Raw genomic sequence first — 23,842 nt, forward strand, 5'->3', positions numbered from 1 at the left:
ATAAAGAGCCTGTCTGTCAAAGACGATGAACATCTTTGACAGACAGGCTCTTACCCGCTCAAACGCTAGCCCACTATAAGTTTAAATCGGACGTCTCTAAGGATTCACCTGGTTGAAGCTCAACGCCATGAATGCCGATTAATTTCAATCTGGATATGTATGCCGAAGCATCCTGTTCAATAGGAGGAAATGTATTGTAATGAATCGGAACGACGACTTTGGCTTGTACCCATTGGGCGGCAAGCAGCGCGTCTTCTGGATCCATCGTGAAGAAGCTCCCGATAGGCAAAAAGGCAATATCCGGTTTGAAACGTTCACCAATCAGCTTCATGTCGCTGAACAGTGCCGTATCGCCAGCGTGATACAATGTCAGGCCGTCCATTTGCAGCACGATCCCAGCCGGGTTTCCCAAATAAATGGCTTCTCCATTCACTGTATACGAAGAGCTGTGCAGTGCTGGCACCCATTTAATCATGCCAAAATTAAAGGTGCAGGATCCACCCAAGTTCATACCGACTGTTCTCGCGCCTTGCCGTTCCATATACTCTGCCAGTTCTACCACGGCAAGTATAGTCGCATCATTCTGCTTCGCAATGGCGGCAGCGTCGGCAATGTGATCTCCGTGCCCGTGTGTCAACAACACATAGTCGACAGCGATGTCCTCGGGCTTGGCGGTCGCGACCGGATTGCCGGTCAGGTAAGGGTCAATGAGTAAACGGTGATGTTCGGTCTCCAATTGAATGCAGGAATGGCCGTGAAATTGAATTCGCATCGTTATTTTCCTCCTTCAGTTTCATTCACATCCTCTATCGTCAGCTGACGTCCTTCTAATTTCTCGAACAGAAGCTGTGTTTCCTCCTCTAATCCATCTGTTTTTTCAAATAAAGAAGCTTCAGGCAATTCCTGAATCGCTGACAGACCAAAATAATCCAAAAATGATTTAGTCGTTCCATACAGAATGGGGCGACCGATGGCTTCTGCCCGTCCGACTTCCTCTATTAAATCTTTATTGACGAGCGTCTGTATCGCCCGATCCGATTTCACACCGCGGACTTCCTCGATTTCCACCCGGGTAATCGGCTGGCGATAAGCCACGATGGATAGCGTCTCCAGCGCCGCCTGGGACAAGGATGAACGAGAAGGCGAATACGCCATGCGTTCAAAATACGGCGCATGATCAGGCAATGTAGCCAGTTGATACATACCTGCTATGGCGACGATTTGGATGCCGCGCTTGGCCCGCTCCATCTCTGCCTGCAAATCGTTGATAGCTTCTTGCACAATCTCCTGACGCTGTTCCGTAATCTCTGCCAGTTGCTTATTATTTAACCCTTCATCTCCCGCCATAAACAGAAGACCTTCAATAATCGACTTCAACATCTGAAAGTCCATCCGTTTCCACCTCACCGTTCCATTGAATCACGATATCTTCGAATAATTGGTCTTGATAGCATTGTATTTGCTTCATCTTCATTAATTCAAGCAGAGCGAGAAACGTAACCACGATCTCATGCCGCGACATTTGTTCGCTCAACAGCTTGGAGAACATCGTCTTGCCGCCGTTGCCGACCGGGCGCAGCGCCCGTACAATATCTTGAATCCGGTCCTTCACCGATATTTCATCCCGGTGGATGGTCGCCACCTGAGTACGTCTTGCCGCCTTGCGGAGCGCCTTCTGGAAAGCGGCGATCAAATCCGTCACATGCAGCCCCTCCACCGGATTTTCCTGGGCTGTCGGCATGTACGGCGATAAATCTTCCGGCTCCTTCGTAAAGATCAAGCTGCGTTCAGTCTCGCGTTCGCGCAAATGCTCGGCGATGCCTTTGTATTTGCGATATTCAATCAGCTTGCGAATCAATTCCGAACGCGGATCCATATCATCATCATCGTAATCCACAAAATCATCTTCCCAGTCCATCACCGGAGGTTTAGGGAGCAGTTGCTGTGACTTCATCGATAATAAGGTTGCCGCCATAACGAGGAACTCGCTCGTAATTTCAAGCTCGAGCTCGTGCATATTGTGCAAATAATCCATATATTGATCAGTAATTTCGCTAATAGATATGTCTTGAATATTAATTTCCGCTTTATCGATAAGATGCAGGAGCAAATCGAGCGGCCCTTCGAACAAATCCAATTTATACGTTACTACGGACACCCCGTGAACCTCCCGTGAAAAACAAATGTAGCGCCCAAAAAGGGCACTACATTAAATAAGCACTATTTTAACTGATTCGTCAAGTTTGCCATCTCAATCGCGGTAGCAGCCGCTTCCCAGCCTTTGTTGCCGGCTTTCGTTCCAGCACGCTCAATTGCTTGTTCAATGGAGTCGGTAGTCAGCACACCGAAGATGGTCGGTACGCCTGTCTTCATATTCACTTGCGCTACGCCTTTAGCAGCTTCACTGCATACATAGTCAAAATGTGGAGTGGATCCGCGAATAACCGCACCGAGCGTAATGACGGCATCATATTTGCCGCTTTCTGCCATTTTTTGAGCAATTAAAGGAATTTCAAATGCTCCCGGCACCCAGGCTACATCGATTTCATCATCCTTGACACCGTGCCGCTTCAAAGCGTCAAGCGCGCCAGATACAAGTTTGCTTACAATAAACTCGTTAAAACGTCCGGCAACAATCCCATATTTCAATCCATCGGATACTAAATGTCCTTCAAATATATGTGGCATAGGTGAATCCTCCCATTGAGTTTGAGTTTTAAATTGCAGGTTGCGTGCAAATGAAATGCGCCTGTCATTGGTTGTGTTCGTTCTGTTCAATCGAATCAAATTTCAGCATATGGCCCATCTTATCGGCTTTCGTGTGCAAATAGCGCGTGTTGTCCTCATTTTCTTCCATTTGAATCGGAACACGTTCAACCACTTCAAGCCCGTACCCTTCGAGCCCTTTAATTTTGCGCGGGTTGTTGGTCATAAGCCGGATTTCACGCACACCGATGTCTTTCAGTATTTGCGCACCGATGCCATAATCGCGCAAATCCGGAGGAAAGCCCAGCTTCAGATTCGCATCGACCGTATCCAAGCCCTGCTCTTGCAGCTTATAGGCTTTAAGCTTATTAACCAGTCCGATACCGCGACCCTCTTGACGCATATAGAGCAGAACTCCCGTTCCCTCTGCCTCTATCTTCTGCAAGGCGGCAGCGAACTGAGGCCCGCAATCGCAGCGGTGAGAATGGAAGACGTCACCCGTCAAGCATTCGGAATGAACGCGGACGAGCACGGGACGCGTACCGTCGATGTGACCCTTCACGAGAGCAATGTGTTCTTTGTTGTCGACTTCGTTCGTATACGCAATCGCCTTGAATGTGCCGAAGTCGGTCGGCATGTTCACTTCTACTTCGCGACGCACCAGATGTTCCTTCTCATTGCGGTAATGAATAAGGTCCTTGATGCAAATGAGCTTTAAACCATGCTTTTCCTTTAGTTCCATCAAATCCGGCAGACGAGCCATCGTTCCATCTTCTTTAATGACTTCGCAGATGACTCCAGCAGGACTGGCACCGCACATACGGGCCAGATCGACCGCCGCTTCGGTGTGTCCCGCACGACGGAGCACGCCGCCCGACTTCGCGATCAGCGGAAAGATATGGCCGGGACGGCGGAAGTCATGCGCCTTAGCTGCCGGATCGAGCATCTTCAGAATCGTGAGTGAACGCTCATGGGCCGATATCCCCGTCGCCGTGTCCACATGGTCGATAGATACGGTGAATGCGGTGCCGTGGTTGTCGGTGTTATGTGTAACCATAGGCGGCAGTTCGAGCTCTTCGGCACGTTCCGCTGTAATTGGAACGCACACAAGCCCCCGTCCTTCCGTAATCATGAAGTTGATGACTTCCGGAGTCGCTTTATCCGCAAGCGCGAGAAAATCACCTTCGTTTTCGCGATCCTCGTCGTCTACGACTACGATCACTTTGCCTTGCATCAAATCGTAGATTGCATCTTCGATCGAATCAAAGTGAATGATTTCATTCATGGAATTTCCCCCTTATCGGTTACATAAAGCCGTGCTCTGCCAAAAAAGCGGCGCTCAGCGAACTTGACTTTGCCGTGCTGTTCTGCTCGTCTTCCACGGAGGATATACGATAGTTAAGCAAATGCTCGACATATTTGCCAAGTACGTCGCATTCAATATTCACCGTATCGCCAGGCTGTTTGAAAAAGAGCGCCGTCTCCGCCAGCGTGTGCGGAATAATGGATACGGCGAACTCGCCTTGATCAGTATGAATGATCGTCAGGCTAATGCCGTCTATCGAAATCGAACCTTTCGGGATCATATATTTCGCCATGTCAGGTCGTGCCGCTCTAAATTCGAACACGACCGCATTATGCTCCGGCGTCCGGCTCACAATGGTGGCCATCCCATCTACGTGTCCCTGCACAATGTGACCGCCAAAGCGGCCGTCTGCTGCCATTGCCCGCTCCAAATTAACGGGGTCGCCCGGACGCAAATCTTTCAGATTCGTATGCCGGAATGTTTGCGGCATCACATCCGCCGCAAACGATGAACGGTTGAAGGAGGTAGCCGTCAGACAGACACCGTTGATGGCGATGCTGTCTCCTATCTTCATGCCCTCAAGCACGCTGGCCGCTTGAATGTTCAGCACCATCGCCTCACCGCGCTTGGTCACGGACTGAAGCTTTCCTATCTCTTCAACAAGCCCCGTGAACATCGTCCTCTACCTCCTTATCGCATTCTGAAGCTCCCCCATTTTCGGAAGATTTCCCGTATGGATAGCCGCTAATGCAAATATTATCTCCTAGCGTTTCTACTTTTACTTGCTGCAGCCGATACGCATCCTGCATGCGTTCGACACCGGCAAAAGAGAAGTTTCCCGGCGCGAGGCTGCCGCCTGCAATAATCGGCGCATAGAACAAGATGACTTTGTCGATGAGACCGGCTTCCAGCATCGCTCCGTTCAGTTGGCCTCCGCCTTCGAGAAGGACGGAGCCAATCTCGTGCTGGCCGCACCATGTCATCATTTGCCGCAAATCTACATGTTCGCCGTCTCCTGCCGTAATTACCTCGGCTCCAAGCTTCTGCAAAGCAATCCGCTTCACTTCATCTGCGTGCGAGGTCGTAAAAATAACCGTTGGTGCGAGACCGTCCGTCACCACCCTGGCATCTATCGGGAGGCGCAGCTTGGAATCTACAATGAGGCGCATTGGATGCAAGCCTGCAACAGCGAGGCGAGTCGTGAGCGATGGATTGTCTGCCAGCACCGTTCCGCTGCCGACCATGATGGCTTGGTGACGATGACGCATTGCATGCACCCGCTCGCGCGCTTCCGCATTGGATATCCATTTGCTGTCTCCGGTAGACGTCGCAATTTTGCCATCGAGCGTGCTGGCTGTTTTAAGCGTGACGTACGGGAGACGTGTCGTAATATATTTGGCGAACATTTCAATTAACTCGCGCCCCCGTTCCTCCAGCACCCCCACGGTAACCTCGATGCCGTTAGCGCGCAGCAGTGAAATACCGTTCCCCGCTACGGTCGGATTCGGATCTTGGCACGCAACGACGACGCGGCATACGCCAGACTCCACCAAACGCAAGCTGCAGGGAGGCGTTTTCCCATAGTGACTGCATGGCTCAAGCGTCACATAAGCGGTTGCGCCTTGGGCCGAATCTCCCGCCATATGCAGCGCATGCACCTCTGCATGGCCTTCACCGCGCTTCAGATGGGCGCCAAGTCCGACTACGCGGCCTTCACGCACAATCACACATCCGACCGCAGGGTTAATCTCCGTTTGCCCCACCGCCCGTTCCGCCATGTCGAGCGCCAGCTGCATGTAGAATTCATCATTTATGACATCGTGCACCGATTTCAATCCTCCTTTCCTGCAATTCTTCCCTGATCGGGTTATTCGGGAACAAAAAAAGCCCTTCGGTTCCTCCGAAGGGCTAGAGCATATGAGCTTACAGGTATGTACTTCATTTCACAATTAGCGCAAAGCACAGGCGACGTAAAAATCGGCAGTAAAAATAACACTTTTTCAGAAAATTCTAAAAACGCGTATTCAAAAAGGTCCTTTTTGAACAACAGCTGAAAAAGTATCATACGCCAATATAAACGTTGCACACAGCTTCGTGTGTACTTCGCATTGTGAAAAAAAGAACTATAAAGAACCAAAAAAAGGTCCTTCTCCTAACGCCCCTTCTCCCATCCAGACTATACTGTCGGCTCCGGAATTGCACCAGATCCACCGTGCGAACTTGCTCGCCCGGGTCACGGACTGAGGACTTGCCGAGATTCGGTCATCGCCCATCACCGCCGGTCGGGAATTACACCCTGCCCTGAAGGTAAGTCAAAATATATGAATGATAAAGCCTTGCGAATAGAAGTTTATCATTAGTCGCTGAAAAATGCAACCGGGCATTCCCGCTCATGTTGAACATGACACGATAACGGGATATCCTTAATTACAGCACGTTTTGCCGAAGCGGCACAATATAGACCCATACGATAAATTCCGGGAGATGCAACGATGAACAATGGACACATCTTAATTATTGAAGACGAAGTAAAAATAGCACGCGTAATCAAGCTGGAGCTGGAGTATGAAGGCTACACGGCGGACATCGAACATTCCGGCACCGAGGGACTTCGAAAATATAATGAGCAGCAATGGGATCTCGTTCTGCTGGATGTGATGCTGCCTGGCCTCAACGGTCTCGAGGTGCTGCGCCGCATTCGGGCAGCTGAAGATATGACGCCGGTCATTCTGCTGACGGCAAGGGACTCCGTTCCGGACAAAGTTAGCGGTCTCGACATGGGCGCGAACGATTATATTACGAAGCCGTTCCAGATCGAGGAGCTGCTTGCTCGAATCCGGGCGTGTCTTCGCATTAGGCAACAGCTGCAGCAAGGCAACGATGGGAATGAAGGTTTGCTGGAAATCGCCGATCTTGCGCTTGATGAGAAATCCCGCACAGTTACACGTCATCTCGTCCCCATCGAGCTGACGGCGCGCGAATTCGATCTGCTCAAGTTCCTGATGATGCATGCCAACCAAGTGTTAAACCGGGAACAAATTTTGAGCAATGTGTGGGGATACGATTTCGTGGGCGATACGAACGTGGTGGACGTGTATATCCGATATTTGCGCAAAAAAATGGATTATGATTATACTCCCCCGCTCATTCATACCGTGCGAGGCGTGGGATATGTGCTGAAGGAGTAGCTTCCAATGAATCTCAAACACAAGATTCAGTTGTTCTCGACGGTCGGACTGCTATTCATCGTCCTTATTATTAACACGTCTATCTATTTCCTTTTCAATCGCATGATAACGAATGAAGAGCTTGATCGGATTGCAATGCGCACCCAGAGCATCGCCGAAGCCATGAAGCCTTCCGAGCTTGCAATCCCGGCTGCCGAATTGCTGCGCGCGTACTTGCCATCGTCTGGCATGATTCGCGTCATTAAGGAGGATAAGCGTTCTATCGTGACGGTGACGAAGGAGCCGGAATTCGCGGGCATTGCTCCGGCCTATAAGAGCGCGCAAACGACAGAGTTGTCCAAATTGAAGGGCACTCTCATCGCAAAGTCGTATTTCCCGATCATTTGGAGTGACGGCAGCATCGCCGCTCTGGAAGTGACGGAAAGCCTGGCATCGGCCCAACAAAATATGAAGCTGCTGCTCGCCGTCTTAATTGCCGCATCGCTCGTCGTGCTCATCCCTTCCTTTATTGCCGGTAAAATGCTTAGCAATGTCATCTTGCGTCCGATACACTCTTTAAATGCGACCATGTCAGAAATTCGACGCAACGGAGTTTTCAAAAAGCTTGAGCTCACCGGCAGCGCAAACGATGAACTGGTTCAATTGGGCAACACGTTCAACAGCATGATTGACATTTTGAAGAACAACTTCGAGAAGCAGCAGCAGTTCGTCTCTGACGCCTCCCACGAGTTGAAGACCCCGCTCACCGTCATCGAGAGCTATGCGCGTATGCTGAAGCGTTGGGGAATGAACAAGCCAGAGGTGCTGGAAGAGTCCGTCGAGGCGATCTACTCCGAATCCGTCCGGATGAAGGAGATGGCGAACCAACTCCTCTCGCTTGCCCGGCATGATATGGAACAGGCCGTTGAGTTGTCACAGGCGGATTTGCTGCAGCTTGGCGAAGATGTGGTTAGGCTGATACAGGCGGTGCATGACCGTCCGATTACGTTGCACAGTGAAGAGCGCGAGGTAGGTGCCTTCGTCGATGAACAGATGATGAAGCAATTGATGTTCATCCTGCTTGATAACGCGTTGAAATACAGCACGTCCCCTATCGAGCTGCACATGGGCTGCGATGATGCTGGTGCGTTTTTCAGCGTCAATGACCGCGGGATTGGCATTCCACAAGAAGATATCCCGCACATCTTCGATCGGTTCTACCGGGTGGACAAAGCCCGCAGTCGGGAAACCGGCGGCACAGGACTAGGCTTATCGATTGCGAAGCAAATCGTCGACGCCCATGCAGGAACGATTGACGTGAACAGCATAGAAGGCGCAGGAACAAGCTTCATGGTAAGGATTCCTGTGAAGACACTGCGATGAGGTGGTTACTAAAATGAATCGAAACAAGCGCATTGCATTCGGCGGTGTCATCGCAGCCATCCTCTTGATTGCGGGGATAGCCTGCCTAGTATTTAATCAGCGGCCATCTTTGCTGTCCGAACAAGAGATCAAGACAAAGGTCGAAGCCGTCTACCCCGGAAAAGTGACAAAGCTGGAATTGAGCGACGGCAAAGGACACGCTGTATATACCATGCTTTTGAAGTCGTCGAATGGTGCCTACAACATTCAGGCCGATGCGGTGACAGGAAATATTGTTCATGTGGCAGCGTCCCGCAGCAATGCCCCTGATAACACTCCGGCTCCCGATGTCGCTCCTAAGCCGGTTGTGACGGACGAACAGGCGAAGCGCATTGCGCTCTCGAAGTCACAAGGTGACGTGACGGAAGTGAAAAAGAGCAAGCGCAACGGCACGGAAGTATATGTGGTCACTATCCAAACCAAAAATCACGGCAAAGCGATCGTCGAAGTGAGTGCGGACACCGGTGACGTCGTGTATATGTCAGAAGTCGAAGATGCTGACGGCACGTCAGAAGACAAGCCAACATTACAGCCGAAAATTAGCGCCGAACAAGCCAAAAAAATCGCGCTCGCTAAAGTGAAAGGCACAGTGCACTCGGTTGAGCTGGAGGACGACGACGATACCCTTCTCTTCGAAGTGGAAATCATTACGGATAAAAAAGAGGAGGTAAAGATTGAAGTTCATGCTTATACAGGAGAGGTGCTGTCCATCTCATGGGAGGACTAGCTTGAGATTGTTCAAAAATCTCCCTTTTGATCACGAAGCATCCCGTGAGGTTATTCGACATCGCATCAACTTGTCTCTCATCAAATTTTAATCTTGTTATCGTGTTCTTCTCATGTTGACGTCCTATGATGGAGTTAAGTTAAACCAAATTAGGAGGTCACAAACATGAAAAAGATCATTATCCTATCATTGGCTGGAGCATTGACGTTGGGAGGAGCAGCTGCCGTTACGGCCCAACCGTGGAGCGCCAAAGACGGAAGCCAATCACAGCATCAGGTGAAAATAAGCAAAGATCAAGCGAAGAAGCTTGCCCTGCAAGCATATGCAGGCACTATTGAAGAAATCGAGCTTGAAATAAAGGACGGACGGCTCGTCTACCAATTCGATTATGACAACGATAAGACTGACGTTTACGTGGATGCCGTATCTGGAAAGGTGTGGCAGCACCACGATGACGACGACCATGAGAATCATGCTGATTCCAATTCTAGACCTAACGGTACCCAAGTGAAAATCAACAAGGAACAGGCAAAACGGATAGCTCTTGCCGAGGTAGCCGGAATCGTGAAGGAAGTCGATCTGGATGAGGATGACGGCAGCTATGTATACGAGGTGGATATACGGACAGGCAAGGGAAAGGAAGCCCAAGTCGATGTCTCTGCAACAACAGGAAATGTATTGAAAGTCGAATGGGACGATTAAAACAGGGAATCTTTGTTATTCTAAGGGAGGGGCTAACTGCCTCTCCCTTAGAATGATGCATTGCGAAAATACACCTTTCGGAACGGAGCGGATACCGAGATGTTCCTGCTGCCGTTCTAAAAGGTGCATCTCTGACAGGGTTGCGCACGGGATTTATCGAGCTCTCGTAATACATATTAATAAGAGGCGTAATGAGAATGGGAGGATATATATTCGGAGTTAATAGAATGCTTCATAAGTGCTTCATAGTAAACTTCAATAATAAGTACGATTGTTATCAAGTGAGCTTTTGCGCTCGCTGCTTGCCTCTTTCCCATTACGGTAATCGTTGACACCAGTACGGCTCATCTTTTAATCCCTAGTAATCCATGTTGCTCTGACTACGAGTGCTTTGCTGCTTCCCGTTCAAAATGTTTCTTATACTTCATCACTTTTTTCGTATAAGAGCTGTCGATCGTGCCTTCATTGTTGATCCATCGCTCTGATCCTGCCCGGCCGCGATTATATGCGAGCAGCATCGCTTTCTCCAGCTTTTCGCCCTGATACGTGTCTTCCCAGTATTCCCTGCATTCAATCAGCTCTTCAATGCCAAGCCGGATATTGTGGTCCGGATTGAATACGTCCAGATTGCTGACGTGAATTTCCTTCGCCAATCTGCCGATGTTCCGTGAATTCATCTGCACCAAGCCGTAATCGGTCGTACCGTTATCGTTATGATAGACGGTTTTGGCGTCGAAGTTGCTTTCCGCTTTGATGAGCGCCAGGAACGTGTAATAGTTAATACCTTCCGCACGCGTTTCCTTCCAGATGATATCCAGAACTTCATCGGACAATGTGACGGATGGGATATTCGGACGACGGTTATCGCTCACTCCGAGGACGGATACTTCTTTTGTTTTTATCTGTTCCGCCTTGACCCCCTCGCTAGCTTGCACGACTGCAGATCTGTCCTTAATAAACGAACGTGAAATATCGAAGACAATTGCTTTGCTTGCCCTCCATTTTTCCAACAACAGCGCTACCTTGTTCGTTTCTTCCCGAGCCGGGGGAGTAATCAACACCAATGCGCTCAAGATAGAGAGAACTATTTTAGCCATATCCAACTCCTTATCATGTTCTCCAGAATATATCAGGCTTGTCCATTCAGAGGAGATTCTGCCGAACACATCTTTACATTAAACCATATAATCGCGCATAAAACACGCCTTTACATCAATTACCACAGTTATTACAGCAAATTTCCATGGATTCTCATTCGTTTTCAATACATATATTTGCAGTTTCGAAGTGGAACGACTGGAAAATCAGCTTGTTCCATTCTCGCTAATAGAGAGCCCAGCAACTTGTATTCGGACGTTGTTAACGCAAAATCCGATTGCATATGATGTGCCTTTTCGAAGCACATGCAAACCAATTGGTATAACGCTAACGTTTGTTCCGAATCTAGTGACATGAAGAACGCAGTCTCGTTCGGATCGATATAGGTATGATTCATCGGTTCAACTCCACTATGAAGGATTGGACCAATCGTAGTGGGCCATATATTGTTTTTTCCGTTGATAATCTGTTTCTGCCCCGCCATACTTTTCAGAATCATATAAAAAATGTTGAAATTGAAACATCCGATCTTCGACTACTCCGCCAATCTTAGGTCTCCCATATTCATCAGACTGCAATTCTTTCGTTTTGACCAATTTGGTGCGTCCTTCCTCCTCCACTTGATGCCATTTGTATTGTGGAATCAGTACGCGCTTAATCGTTTTCTCATAATTCGGGACCACAAGAATCACCTCTTCATTTTATGTATATTTTACTTTTATAATGTCAGGAAGAAGCTTGCTGTCAGCCTCTCACCATTTTGCTCGTACTATTTTACTTAGCGAATTATACCATTCGTCATGGATACAGATGTTGTATACTCTGGAAGCAGACAACTCACCGCGAACTATTTTTTGATCGAGCTTCACTAATTCCCAGCTTGAACACTTTTTACGGAACAGCTTTTCCAAGGCGGTTATGCGATTTTTATAATAATCATATATAAATTCAATTTCAGAATAGTTACTGCGTATCCAACCAATATAATCGTCTGTAGCTTCCTCTAACGCATCCACATCTCCTCTAAAAAAACGATGCCAATCGTCAACATCTTGTTCAGCTTGGACGGCTTCCTCTATTGCACGAAACGTGCTTCCTTCCGTACATAGGCCGCAAGCTTCAATTAACCACAATAAAAAATAATCTCGCTTGCTTCCCCATTCTTCCTTTACCATTGGACATGCTGCCATTCAAGAACCCCCCTCTGTCTGCTATATGTGTGTTCAAAAAGACCACGGAACTTGTTGAACAACCTCTATATTTCTAGTATAAGGGGCATTTATGATGGCGGATTACAGCAACCTGTTTATTATCACAACATTTTTTTAAAATAATCTTATAGTTTTTTGCTGCTCTATAAGTTTGGCAATATTGTTTTCCGCCTACTTTTCGTTACACTTATATAGCTCTCTAAGCTTAGGAAGATTCAAAAATTCATTTCGAATGCGATAACCGCTCTGTTCTGATTCTTCATTGAATTGCTTCATGATCAACTTATATTCGCTTCGTTCCAGTCGTTCGAACTGTGCGTATAAATTTTTGGCCATCGCCAGCATCCCCGAGTAGCGAATATTCATTGGCGTGAAGCTCGGTTCCTTGATTTCTTTGGCAATGTTAGATAGTCTGCGGTGAATAATATTTTTTTCGGCCTCATTAAAATGCTCTGTTCTGGTGTGAGAAGATTTTATGACATAATTATTTTCGACCAACCATGCTGTTGGAGCTTTAATATCGATGCTTGGATTCCCGTTTTTCTTTTCGTATTCACTTTCTCGCAGCGCTTTCACACATAAATCAATGCATTGCTCGCTGACGGCAATCGTTCTGCGGTTGCCTTTATCGTCTAACAGTGTCAGCTGATTGCTCGTTGCATCCACATCTTCGCTCTTTAAATTCAGCAGCTCGCTATTCGCAACGCCGCGGACGCCGTTGAACAATAAGCTGACGATGACGGCATCCTGGGCATTGACGCATTTTAAAATAATTTTATCGATTTCTTGATCCGTCCAATACTTCTTTATACCTTTGATAACAAACTGCTCTTTCCACTCTTTCGCTACCCCATCTAATGGATTAAGACCATGTCCCAGACCTTCGTCTATCGCCCAATCTATATATTTTGACACCCATGTCACGTTGGCTCGGCTTGAGTACACTGTCTTGGGCAAGTACAAATAAAATAAGCGTCTTAGTTGTTCGCGATTAAAGTCATACAGATCCTTGTTTACATCATTTTCGAGCGTCTGGGACACTTTAAACAGTCTGGCTATTATTTTTTGGGTGCCTGCGGCGTACTCCTGCATGAACTTGCGCTTCACTTCTTCATTGTAAAACTTATTTTCATAAACGATATTGGCCATTGTTCCACACCCCCAGAAAGCTTGATTTACATGAATTCCTCAACCTTTTGCTCAAAAAACTGTTTAATCTGACGCTTTACTTTGTTGGAATTTACTTTTCCTTGTGTCGTCATCAGCTCATCGAATGGCGAGCCGTCACGAGATAAATCGATGCTTCCAATTATACGAACAATTTCATCGACCGGATAATCTTTTCCATACGTGTCGTACAATTTTTTGGCTACGACGATAAACCCGACAAATGTATTATGATGATTAATCCAGCTTTTTTTCGCCGTTTCCTGCATATTGGTTACAAATTCTGCTTCAAAAGCGGGAATCAAGTAGCCAAAAAACTTCTTTAATACTTCGGTAATATCATACCGGTCTTTGTTATTTTGAGGCTCGAAAATATGGTCGATTGATTCAGACAGGACCGCAAAGTTGGTAAGGTAATCCATCTTCTTATCGATTGAGGTCTTAATAGATATTCTTTTTTTCAATTCCGGAAGCAGCATCAGATCTTTAGCGACCTGTGAACCTATACTCTCGGCCATATAATGCTTTACTAGCGTTTTGTCAAAACGATTGACCGTATTGATCTGTCCAAGAAGAAATTGTGCCTCGCTTAGCGGATAATATTTAATCGCTACATTCATTATCCCTTCATAATCCGGTTCTTCCTCAAGGACGTTCAATATCGCTTGAACGCGGTGCATCCCATCGATCAGATTGACTGTCGTTCCTTCATAAACGGTTAAGCTGCCAGCTTCGTATGCAACGCGATCATGTCCATCAACTAATATATTGATAAGCAGGGTATCCGCCTTATATTTCCCTTCAAGCATCAAGCGTGTAATATTTTTTACACTTTTCAAATTGATATCCGGCTTTTCGGTTATAGTACCGTCCTTCAGCAGCTTATTCTTTGACAATCGTTGCGCTTGCAAATTGTACGTAATCACCTTGGAATTCCATAATCGTCGAATCTCCTGATAAGACAGCATCGTGACAAAGTCTCTTCCCGATGGGGCTGCGATTACCCCTTCCATCGTATAAGGCAACGTAATGTCGTCCTTGCTTTGACGTTCATATTTAGCCGCTTTCGCTATTTCTCTCTTACTATAAAAATGAGCGGGAGCAGCCTGCTCATTGCCGGTTACTTCGTACAAAGCTAAGGTAAGCACACATAATTCTTCCTCTGACAAGCTATGAATGACTTCATAATTCGCTAACATTTCAATAAACAAGCTTCTTGGAAAGCAATGTCTCTCTACTAATAGGTTATCAATCTCTCTTTGTTGTTCTTTATTTTTAATAATGTCCGCAAATAAGGAAGGCAACGTATCGAATAATTCCTCCGTCATGTATTCCTTCTCCTTTCAAGTCCACACTCTTCGTGGATATAATAGCATACGCTCATATAAGTGAGAACTATATATTATCAAATGCGAACATATGTTTGTTTTTCATGGAGTTATGCTGTAAAATGATTGTACGAAACGACTCCAGGAGGCGATTGAACATGGAAGAGAAATATATACCATATGATATCAAAAACGAAGGCTTAAAAGAGTTGCTCTATCAACTATTTCAGCAGCTTGATTATTCCTTGCAGTATGGCGATGAACGCGTCGCATGGTGTGAAGAGGTGTTGCGCAACCAATCATGGCTCCATAGCTACATTCAAACCAAGCAGTTCTCAAACAGACATATAAAAACAAATAATGATTTCTTATGTGAAAATGATGAATTTTCCGAGTGCTTATCCAAAATAGCCGACTATATTTTATTTACGGATTTCCGGGACGAGCCGCACCAACAAGATGTGCTTTCTGGCAAGTGCAATAACATAAAAAATGAATATCCTACTCTATCTCAGCATAAAAAATCGACAAATAAATATAGAGAAGCGCTCGTATTTGAGAACGTTCCAGAATCGAAACTGGCCCTCCAAGAGCACAGCATTCAAGAGATGTTAATCAAACGAAAATCCGAGAAAAGACAACAGGAAGATAGAAAGGTTTCAAAAAAAGATATCGAGAAGTATGCGCCGCTCCAACAAATCATGCTGAATATTCATCATTTAGAGAAACAACTGCAGGCAACAGCTGCAGCAGCTACCAATAAGCAGCCATTGAACGATGTCAAAGCACGAAAAATGAGGAAGCTGCTTGGAGAATTAAAGTACGAAATGTTTATTGTTAGAGAAAAGTTGCGCGGCGTTTTTTCATTTGAATCGAGCGGCACTTCCGCCTATGTATGGGATGAGGATACCGGTTATTTTGACGGAGACCATTATATTTCAGTAAGCGACAATAAAATTGATTTTAAAAAGGGAGAACACATTCAAGGTATTTTGCTGCATTATTTTGAACTGAGCTCAAAATATGTCGGCCGTGTTGATGAAGACTTATATGAAATACTAAGGGAGGTTAAGGATTTAGCTGCAATTACCAACTTAAAGCCAAAGGAAAGAGATGTTCTGAATATCCTGCTGCAGCAAAGTGAGTCGTATCGGATGAATATGTCCTACATCCATCATGAGAAGACCAATGATATTTTAACGGATGATAAGCTTAACGATGATGAAAAGTGGTGTAAGATGATGACCTTTACGATAAATCCGAAGACGGAAATCATCAGACGCGCCACCGAGCATGTGCAGCAGACCTATTCCAACAAAGCCAATATGCGACAAGTGAAACGAATGGTACAGAGCATCGCTGATAAAATATCGAAAACCTATTGCGTGTCGCATAACAGATACATAACAAAGCGTAAAAAGGGGCTCTTATAGACACCCGAAAAATTTTCAAATGGAAAAGTGGTCATTTTTCCTCCAATGCCTCTATATATAGTGAGAGGATGAGAGAGGCGGCGTATCCGATTATTAAAAGTAAAATATATATAATTAAAATATTAGAAATGGAGTGGTGCGCAATGAACTTCATTGTATAAAGACGATACTTATGAGCTATGAACTACATAATAAGCATTCATTGAGGGATCAACATGCATATTAACCGGCTAGCAGCTTTTCTCGGAAGACCCGTGTCATTGGATAATGGAATCCGCCTCTACTCTCCTCTAATTGATGACATTGCCGAGGTCGGCGAGCATAACTATTACATTTATCTGCTGTTTTGTTCTTTTGATAAAGAGATAATTTTTAAAGATGTGTTTCGCATCGATGATGATAGATATTCTTTGGTCGAATCTGCTGATGACTATGAATTGTTGACGCTTGAAGAGACAACGAAGGCCTATCTATGCAATGCCCTATCCTTCTTTACAAAGGATGACGTGCAGTTCGATAGCGCAACGCGGCAATTTGTTGTTGATGACAGGCCTTTTCTTACTAAAGATAACTATCGTTTCTGTTCCCGTGTCATTCAAGAGTTGAATGGCCAGGTCAGTGAGGCTAAAGCTGAATTAAAACCAAAAAATAATAAAGCTAAAATCATGTTCGAGAAGTTGAAAAGGGCAAGAAGGAAATACAATGATGCGGAGCAAAATGCCTTAGAACTGAAAGACATTTTGTCCATCCTCTGCAGTGCAGAAGGCAACGATATCAATGTATTTAATGTCGGCAAGCTGACCGTGTATCAAGCGTACGAGCAGTTCGAACGAATCGGTCTGAAGGAAAGCCACAACCGCATGCTGCCCGTCTGGGCGAATGGTTACATGAAAGAAAATGACCAATTGCCTGAATGGATTGTTAAAAGCAAATTATAGTTTTTTTAAAATTAAACAGACATATTAGGAGGATTTACACTATGACATTAGGAAAATACGGTTCCCGCGAAATTTTGGACACACAAATTATTGATTACGCAACAAACGCGCCGATCTTATATATGGACTACGCCACATCCGCACAAAATGAATGGACGGGTGAAACGGTATACGCACGCGGCGGAAGCGGCAACCCGCGCCGAATTGCATGGAATGGCGATAAGGGCGCTACGCTTACGCTGGAAACGCAAATCTTTACGATGCAGCATCTCGCCTTGCTGGCAGGCGATGAAATTACGAACGGCCCGCAAAGCATCTACAAGCGTGAAATCGTTCTGGTTGAGAGTGACGGATCGAGCGGCAAGAAAATCAAGCTGAGCAAAACTCCAGTTGGCGGAAATAAAGCGGTTAGCGTATTTGAATTTGCCAACGGCGTTACAGGCTCCCCTCAGGACGTGGCATCGGTAACCTCTGCCGAAGTGAAGCTTGCTGACACTTCCACTGTGGCTGTAGGTCAAGAAGTGGAAGTATATTATCAATTCCAGGCGACGACTGCCCATAAATTGTCCTTCAACGCGAAGTCGTTCCCGAAATATGTGAAAATTGTCGGCGATACGCTCTATGCCGATGAAGTGAGCGGCGAAATGGTTCCGATGCAAATGACTTATTACAAGGCGAAGCTCCAGCCGAACTTCACCCTGACGATGAGCCCTACTGGTGATCCAAGCTCGCTGTCTCTTGTGTTTGATATTTTCCCTGCGAAAGTAAATGGCGTGGACACGCTGGCAGATATGGTCATTTACGAGGATTAATCGACACTGCGGCTTTCAGGAGGCAGATCTACTGGAGCGGCCTGAAAAGCGGCCCGCTGGAGATGCCTAAGAGGCGGATCCACTGGAACGCCTAAGAGGTGGAACTGCTGGAACAGCCCAAGAGACGGATCCACTGGAAAATGTGCAGCAGAAAGTTGGGTTTGCGCGGCTAAGCGGCCTGTTGATTGGATTTGATCCAATGGATTTGACTATTTTTCTGTGCATACACCGGAATAAGTGCAAAAGCATTGAATCGCATTGGACATATTCTAATGGAACTTAATCTTAAGCGGTCTCCATGCTGCTTTCACTGTACAGAATCCAATGGATGTCACATTGGGGGGGAAGATTGGGAGGCGTTCGTTCCGCTTCCGTCCCAGTTGAATCCGTTTCGCTTTTATTTAGGGGAGTATTCTTCCTCCCCTATTTCATTTTAATAAGGAGGAATCCGACATGGCACAACTCAAAAATCTCACCTTGACCCAGGTAAAAAAAGAAACCAATGAAAAATACAAACCTAAAAAACAAGTCGTGTTCGACAACAACACGAAGGTCGATGTCGAGACCGTATTTCGCCCTTCCCGGAAAAACAAGCTCAAAGCAGAGCTTTTGCGCATCTTGACCGAAGCATTGACAACCAAGCAGCCATTTGATGCCGGCCTGATTCTGGGCCTCGAAACGATGCTGGCCATCAAGTACTTTACGTCGCTGAAGACCGATGCTGAAACATTTGAGCAATATATGGAGATGCTTCATTTGCTCAATGATGGCGACTATACCGAAAAGATTTTGGATGCTTTTGAAATCGATGAGCTGCACATGCTGTTCGAGGAATTGGATGCCGCTCTAGGCGTATTCAACCAAGCGATCGATAAGGAGCTTGAAAAATGGAACAGCGAACACGCAGACACGGAAAAAGATACAGAGACCGCTTAGTAAAGGAGTGAACGTTCATGCCTAAATATGAATTGTCAGACAACATCGTCAGCAATATTTTGCAGTTTCTGAACCGGACGCCGGTCGAAGGCTTCTCCCAGCAGGATGCGATGTATGAAATCCGCTACCTGCTCTCCCACCCCATCGCGGAGGAGCACGACACCCAAGAAAGTGAATGAGCATGCTGACGAATGCGCATGCGCTCATCATGAAGGAAAGGAGTGGAAGCCATGAAAAACGATTTAACCCTGCTGACCGGTTCCTTGAATATTACGAAGACAGTTGAAGAGATCAATAAGGCAATCAAAAAGATCGAGAAACATCCCAAGCTTAGTAAAGTAAAACTAAGTGTTGATTTTGATCAGAAGTATACGAAAAGCGTGGATGTATTGCTTTCATCCGGGCAACAAGTAATAAAACACTTTGAGCTGCAAAAGAAACTCATTGAAGAAATCATAGCCAAAAATTTCTCGCTTGGTGAGGCAATCAATAGGGTCACACAAAGAATACGCGCAAATATAGATAGCTCAGTCCAAGCCACAAAACATATAAATGATAGAAGATCAGCAATTCTGCAAGAAAGCGATGCTATCCTAACCCTAATTAGTAATATGGAGAGGTTCGAAGCAAAGCAACAAGATTTACTTCGTGTACAGTCAGCCAGCGAAATAGGGAGTAACGAAGCATCAAAGAGTGTTGAATCCGCACCCCAAACGGAGGCAAGCCCTGTATCCAATCCGTTTGAAAAAACAGCCAACGATTTTTTTAAAGATGTAAATATAGACGCTTTTAAAAAGCTGTTTGATACATCTATGGTCTCCCTATTCTTTGAAGCAATAGCTCAAGGTGGACTAAAGTTCAAAGCACTCTCGGTATTCGCGGAAATTTATACCAGCTCGACTGTCAAAGCACGAATAGCAACGGTTGCTCTACAATCTGCTTTAAGCTTGGGGTTGTCTGTCGCTATTGGGGCAGTAGTGAGTGGTCTAACCTATTTATACAATAAATATGAAGAAGAAAAACAGCAACAAATCGAATTAGAAAAACAAACGAGACAGACCACCGAGTCATGGACAGCTCATAAAGATGAAATATTAGAGCTTGTCAACACTTATAATTATCTTCAAGCTGTAACACAAAATGGGCAACTGTTCACGAATCATGAACAAGAGCAGTCTTATCTGGACGTAATTGAGAGATTGTCCACTCTTATGCCGGGTCTAGTAGCATCCATTGATGAAAAAGGCCAAAAGCATTTAAAGAGCACAGAGGCTATTCAGAGAGAAATAGAGAACACCGAAAAGCTATCTAAAATTCAGCTAAGAATTGATGCACATTCTGCTAAAGATAATTACAAAGATAAAATAAATGAAATTAATAAACTAAATAAAGAAATAGCAAAAATAGAGCGCAAAAAAAGCATAAAAAATCGTCAAGCTCAAGTACCAGCTTCGTCACGCAGCCAAGAAACTCAAGATGAGTTCATACGCAGTCGTAATATCGAGTTAGGAAAATTAGATCTTCAAATCATTAACACTCAACAGAAAATTGCAAGTTCATCAGATGAATTATTGAATTCTGTTTCTTCCTCCGTTGAGGGGATTTTAAAGTTACGGGACATTGAGTTTAATCCTGAAACATCGAAAGAAATAAAAAACATAATCAATTCCCTTGATTCAGAAATAGTCAATGATGAAAGCAAGCTTGAAGAATTCACAACAAGTTTAGCCGAACTTGCAGAAATCTTATCAGACGGCATTGTTTCTTATAAGGAAAAGGAACGTTTTGTGCAATTAAAGAATGCTCTTCAATTGAGTGATGAAGCTGTTAACAACCTAACTAATTCATTTAAAGAAAACAATGAAGAGGTCAAAAGCTTAAAAAGTGTTAACGAACTGTCCGGTGACCTGAAATATTTCAATAATATCTTATCCACTGTTGAACAAGGACAAAAACTAAACGCAGATGCAGCGTCTGAATTAATTCAAAAGTACCCTGAGTTAGCTGATAACGTCCACAAGATGAGCGATGGATGGAGTATCGAAAAAGATGCTATTGAGGACGTCAGATCAAAAAAATTAGATTTACTTAACGATTCAATACTTGCTGAAAATGGAATCACCGAAAACTACAAAACCGAGCTCGAGGCAAGATTAAAAGGCTATGGAATTGAACTAGATGCGATTAATGATGTAGCTTCGGCAAAGCTAGCTGCTGCGGAAATCAAAGGCTCAGAAGCAATTCCAGAAAATATAAAGAGATATTTGCCTGAGGGAGCAGCGAAAAAAATAGATGCCACGGCCGAACGTGACCGGAAAGCAATTTTAGATCATGGCGAAAAAATGAACTATGTAGCAAAATTTAGAGAAGCACTATCCAGCTCTAAATATGGTGTTTCAGGGTCTAACTCTGGCTCCCGCTCCTCCTCCAGCAGCAAAGACAAGGCTGCCTATGAGTCCCGTTTCAAAATAAACAAATTAGAGGACGCCGTCAATAAAGCGAATGCGGAGCTGGACAAAAACCTACAGAAGCTGGATGAAGCCATCGCCTCCGGTAAAGATTACGATAAAGTACTCAATAATAGACTGACGCTCTACGACAATCTTACGAAAGCCTTGGATAATCTAAAAAACTCGCATGTCAAACAGCAGCAAGAACTAAGAGGCGTCCTTGGGAAGGCCGGGCTGCTTGATAAGAACGGCGATGTCATCGAGAACGTCGGCAAAAAGCTGGAATCCATCGCCAACAGCGGCACGGAAACCATTCAAGGCCATTCTATCCAAACGATAGAATCCTTTGTCGAACAATATCTCAATCTTCCCCAGCAAATCAATGACGCTGATTCAAAATTGAACCAAGCGGTCATGGGCATAGCGGACACATTCGGCAAAGGCCTGGAACGTATTCAAAACACCAGCGGACATAAACAAGCCAAGTCCAAGCATAAAATCGCCATGCTGGGTGAAATCAACACCACGGAAGAAAAAGAGCTGTTGGCTAAGTATACGGAAGAGATTGTTCAGAACATCGTCAACGAGCGAAAGCAAATCAATGATGAAATCTATAAAACCCAGCAATTTATCCGAAGCAGCAAGTCTACGGATGCACAGAAACGGGCTGCGGAAATATACCTGAAGACTTTGCTGGATGCTCAAAACAATAAGTATGAAGAGGTAGTCGCTCAATCTGAGGACCTCGGAAAAAAACAAGCGGATGCTCTCATCTCAGGGTTCGAGGATCAGATTAAAGAGCTGGAATTCCAGAAAAGCCTGTTGGGCTCATTGGACACGCCCGAGAAGCAGCAAGCGGCCAAAGACATCGACAAGGCCATTGCTTCCGTTTACGCCCAAGCTGCACAATCCATTGAATCGCAAACGGCGGAATTGACGCGGAAAGTAAATCAGAGCCAATCCATCACGGAAAAGAGCCGCACCCAAGCCAAGCTTGATGCTCTCAATGAATATCAGCGCACCGTATTGAAGCAAATTTCCGATATGAACAACGCGGAATGGAAAGCCAGATCCGATCGGGCTGACAGCATCATCGAGAATTACAAGAAAATGCTCCAAAAAGAAAAAGAGCTGCGGGAGCAAGCGATTGAAGAAGAAATACGAGTCGAAAATGAGCGTCATAACAATAAAGTCAAACATTTGGATGACGAGCTAAAACGATACGAAGACATCATCAACGCTCAGCTGAAGTCGCTGGATCGAGCCAATGCGGAAGAGGATTACGAAGCGAAGTTCAATAAATTGATGAAGGAGCGGCAGGACATTGCCGACAAGATCAATGTGTTGGCGCTGGACAATTCCTTTGAAGCAAAAGCAAAGAAAAAAGCGCTGCAGGAGCAGCTCGATTCCAAAAATGAAGAAATCGACAAGTTCAAGCTCGATCGCGAGCGCGAGCTCGTCAAAGAAGGCCTCTCCGATCAACTCGAAGACCGGAGACGAACGATCGAGAAAGAAAGAGAGCTCGCAGATAAGCAGCACGAGGACACACTGGACAAGCTTGATCAGGAGAAACGCAAAGTCGAGCGTCATTATAAGCAAATTCTAGAAGATGAGAAATACTTCTATGACATGAAGCAGTCCCTGCTCAGCGAAGATAAAGTCGCCGTATATACGGCCTTGGACGAGATTCAATCGAAATATGATTCGTTCTTTGCTTATCTCGAAGGACAAAGCGAGCTATTCGGCAAGAAAATAGCTGACAATATGAGATACGGCTTTGAGCAGGATTATAAAAATACGCAGGAGTATCGCGATACTGTCGATTCGTCTGGCAAAGCGCCTTCCGGCAGCTCCGGTGTGCCGGGACATGCAGGCGGAGGCAAGCAGACCGAAGATGCTGACAAGCAGAGAAGCTGGAAGGAGTACCTTGCCAATAAGCAGCGTGCCGAATCCTTGACCAAGCAAGTGATCCAGCTGCAACGAACCGATCCCAATTCGATTGACATCGTTCATATCAAGGAAGAAATCAACAAGCTGCGCAAATTAAACAACGATTATCGCAACAAATACAATTTCCCGGATCAATCTTATGATCAGTTGAAAAATATGAAGCCGTTCTCCGCGAAGTCAGGCGGCATGACTCCCCCTTGGGGAGGCAACAACGGCAAGTTCCTGCTCGCCCACGAGAAAGAAATCATTTTGAATCAATCCGATTCCTTCAATTTATTGAAGGTGGTTGATATTACTAGAAATGTAGTCGATTCCATTCGGAACATGAAGCTGCCAAGCCTCACGCAGCAGCAAAACACCACGCATGCCGGCACGACGATTCAGAATTTGCACGTAGCCATTACCGGAGCCTTCGGCCCAAAAGACGGCGGCGATATGGCTGCTTCCTTAATCAATGGACTCAAAGCGCGCGGCGTGAATATTTAGGAG

22 protein-coding genes and 1 riboswitch are annotated in these 23,842 nt (G+C 45.6%); of the genes, 10 read left to right on the plus strand and 12 right to left on the minus strand.

Annotated features, from left to right (window positions below):
* Nucleotides 1-73: 73 nt before the first annotated feature.
* The 7 genes from LQV63_RS09725 to ribD form a co-directional block, all read right to left on the minus strand.
* Nucleotides 74-772 (minus strand): metal-dependent hydrolase, encoded by a 699-nt coding sequence (locus LQV63_RS09725; protein ID WP_233696530.1) that lies wholly within the window; start codon nt 770-772, stop codon nt 74-76.
* 2 nt (nt 773-774) lie between these two features.
* The gene (gene scpB, locus LQV63_RS09730) at nt 775-1,392 is read right to left on the minus strand and encodes an SMC-Scp complex subunit ScpB (protein WP_019420079.1); all 618 of its coding nucleotides are present in this window, start codon (nt 1,390-1,392) and stop codon (nt 775-777) included.
* Nucleotides 1,361-2,158, minus strand: coding sequence for a segregation and condensation protein A (locus LQV63_RS09735; RefSeq protein ID WP_019420078.1), 798 nt, complete (start codon nt 2,156-2,158; stop codon nt 1,361-1,363). Before LQV63_RS09735 ends, scpB begins: the two co-directional genes overlap by 32 nt.
* 62 nt (nt 2,159-2,220) lie before the next feature.
* On the minus strand, nt 2,221-2,688 hold the full coding sequence (gene ribH / locus LQV63_RS09740) for a 6,7-dimethyl-8-ribityllumazine synthase (protein WP_019420077.1): 468 nt from the start codon (nt 2,686-2,688) through the stop codon (nt 2,221-2,223).
* Between the two features lie 64 nt (nt 2,689-2,752).
* Entirely contained in the window at nt 2,753-3,991 is a 1,239-nt protein-coding gene (locus LQV63_RS09745) for a bifunctional 3,4-dihydroxy-2-butanone-4-phosphate synthase/GTP cyclohydrolase II (RefSeq protein ID WP_233696531.1), read from the minus strand.
* A gap of 19 nt (nt 3,992-4,010) precedes the next feature.
* On the minus strand, nt 4,011-4,688 hold the full coding sequence (gene ribE / locus LQV63_RS09750; protein WP_233696532.1) for a riboflavin synthase: 678 nt from the start codon (nt 4,686-4,688) through the stop codon (nt 4,011-4,013).
* The gene (gene ribD, locus LQV63_RS09755) at nt 4,669-5,838 is read right to left on the minus strand and encodes a bifunctional diaminohydroxyphosphoribosylaminopyrimidine deaminase/5-amino-6-(5-phosphoribosylamino)uracil reductase RibD (RefSeq protein ID WP_233696533.1); all 1,170 of its coding nucleotides are present in this window, start codon (nt 5,836-5,838) and stop codon (nt 4,669-4,671) included. The genes ribE and ribD overlap by 20 nt, the downstream gene beginning before the upstream one ends.
* Nucleotides 5,839-6,167: 329 nt before the next feature.
* Nucleotides 6,168-6,325: riboswitch (FMN riboswitch) on the minus strand.
* Nucleotides 6,326-6,504: 179 nt separating this feature from the next.
* On the opposite strand from ribD, the gene LQV63_RS09760 reads away from it, so the two are divergent.
* The 4 genes from LQV63_RS09760 to LQV63_RS09775 all read left to right on the plus strand — a co-directional run bounded on the left by LQV63_RS09760 (nt 6,505) and on the right by LQV63_RS09775 (nt 10,030).
* The gene (locus LQV63_RS09760) at nt 6,505-7,200 is read left to right on the plus strand and encodes a response regulator transcription factor (RefSeq protein ID WP_233696534.1); all 696 of its coding nucleotides are present in this window, start codon (nt 6,505-6,507) and stop codon (nt 7,198-7,200) included.
* Nucleotides 7,201-7,206: 6 nt separating this feature from the next.
* A complete protein-coding gene (locus LQV63_RS09765; protein ID WP_233696535.1) occupies nt 7,207-8,562 on the plus strand; it encodes a sensor histidine kinase in 1,356 nt (451 codons plus the stop codon).
* Between the two features lie 13 nt (nt 8,563-8,575).
* Entirely contained in the window at nt 8,576-9,328 is a 753-nt protein-coding gene (locus LQV63_RS09770) for a PepSY domain-containing protein (RefSeq protein ID WP_233696536.1), read from the plus strand.
* 165 nt (nt 9,329-9,493) lie between these two features.
* Nucleotides 9,494-10,030 (plus strand): PepSY domain-containing protein, encoded by a 537-nt coding sequence (locus tag LQV63_RS09775; RefSeq protein WP_019420070.1) that lies wholly within the window; start codon nt 9,494-9,496, stop codon nt 10,028-10,030.
* A 380-nt stretch (nt 10,031-10,410) separates the two neighbouring features.
* Here LQV63_RS09775 and LQV63_RS09780 read toward each other — a convergent pair whose 3' ends face one another.
* From LQV63_RS09780 to LQV63_RS09800, 5 genes are all read right to left on the minus strand, one after another.
* Nucleotides 10,411-11,127: a transglycosylase SLT domain-containing protein gene (locus tag LQV63_RS09780; RefSeq protein WP_233696537.1), complete on the minus strand. Its 717-nt coding sequence runs from the start codon at nt 11,125-11,127 to the stop codon at nt 10,411-10,413.
* 411 nt (nt 11,128-11,538) lie between these two features.
* Complete coding sequence (locus LQV63_RS09785; protein WP_019420067.1) at nt 11,539-11,811, minus strand: hypothetical protein; 273 nt, start codon at nt 11,809-11,811, stop codon at nt 11,539-11,541.
* Between the two features lie 69 nt (nt 11,812-11,880).
* Nucleotides 11,881-12,318: a hypothetical protein gene (locus LQV63_RS09790; protein WP_233696538.1), complete on the minus strand. Its 438-nt coding sequence runs from the start codon at nt 12,316-12,318 to the stop codon at nt 11,881-11,883.
* 192 nt (nt 12,319-12,510) lie between these two features.
* A complete protein-coding gene (locus tag LQV63_RS09795; RefSeq protein WP_233696539.1) occupies nt 12,511-13,488 on the minus strand; it encodes a phage lytic cycle repressor MrpR family protein in 978 nt (325 codons plus the stop codon).
* Nucleotides 13,489-13,514: 26 nt separating this feature from the next.
* The gene (locus LQV63_RS09800) at nt 13,515-14,834 is read right to left on the minus strand and encodes a DNA sulfur modification protein DndB (protein ID WP_233696540.1); all 1,320 of its coding nucleotides are present in this window, start codon (nt 14,832-14,834) and stop codon (nt 13,515-13,517) included.
* A 158-nt stretch (nt 14,835-14,992) separates the two neighbouring features.
* On the opposite strand from LQV63_RS09800, the gene LQV63_RS09805 reads away from it, so the two are divergent.
* The 6 genes from LQV63_RS09805 (at nt 14,993) to LQV63_RS09830 (ending at nt 23,839) form a co-directional block, all read left to right on the plus strand.
* Nucleotides 14,993-16,267 carry a hypothetical protein gene (locus tag LQV63_RS09805; protein ID WP_233696541.1) on the plus strand — a complete coding sequence of 425 codons (1,275 nt, stop codon included), beginning with the start codon at nt 14,993-14,995 and terminating at the stop codon, nt 16,265-16,267.
* 215 nt (nt 16,268-16,482) lie between these two features.
* The gene (locus LQV63_RS09810) at nt 16,483-17,205 is read left to right on the plus strand and encodes a hypothetical protein (protein ID WP_233696542.1); all 723 of its coding nucleotides are present in this window, start codon (nt 16,483-16,485) and stop codon (nt 17,203-17,205) included.
* A gap of 41 nt (nt 17,206-17,246) precedes the next feature.
* On the plus strand, nt 17,247-18,017 hold the full coding sequence (locus LQV63_RS09815; protein ID WP_233696543.1) for a hypothetical protein: 771 nt from the start codon (nt 17,247-17,249) through the stop codon (nt 18,015-18,017).
* 453 nt (nt 18,018-18,470) lie between these two features.
* Nucleotides 18,471-18,953, plus strand: coding sequence for a hypothetical protein (locus tag LQV63_RS09820; protein ID WP_233696544.1), 483 nt, complete (start codon nt 18,471-18,473; stop codon nt 18,951-18,953).
* A 17-nt stretch (nt 18,954-18,970) separates the two neighbouring features.
* Entirely contained in the window at nt 18,971-19,132 is a 162-nt protein-coding gene (locus LQV63_RS09825) for a hypothetical protein (protein WP_019420059.1), read from the plus strand.
* Nucleotides 19,133-19,183: 51 nt separating this feature from the next.
* Nucleotides 19,184-23,839, plus strand: a complete 4,656-nt coding sequence (locus tag LQV63_RS09830; RefSeq protein WP_233696545.1) for a rhoptry family protein — start codon at nt 19,184-19,186, stop codon at nt 23,837-23,839.
* Nucleotides 23,840-23,842 lie beyond the last annotated feature (3 nt).

The sequence above is a fragment of the Paenibacillus profundus genome, from assembly GCF_021369635.1.
Lineage (GTDB): Bacteria > Bacillota > Bacilli > Paenibacillales > Paenibacillaceae > Paenibacillus_B > Paenibacillus_B profundus.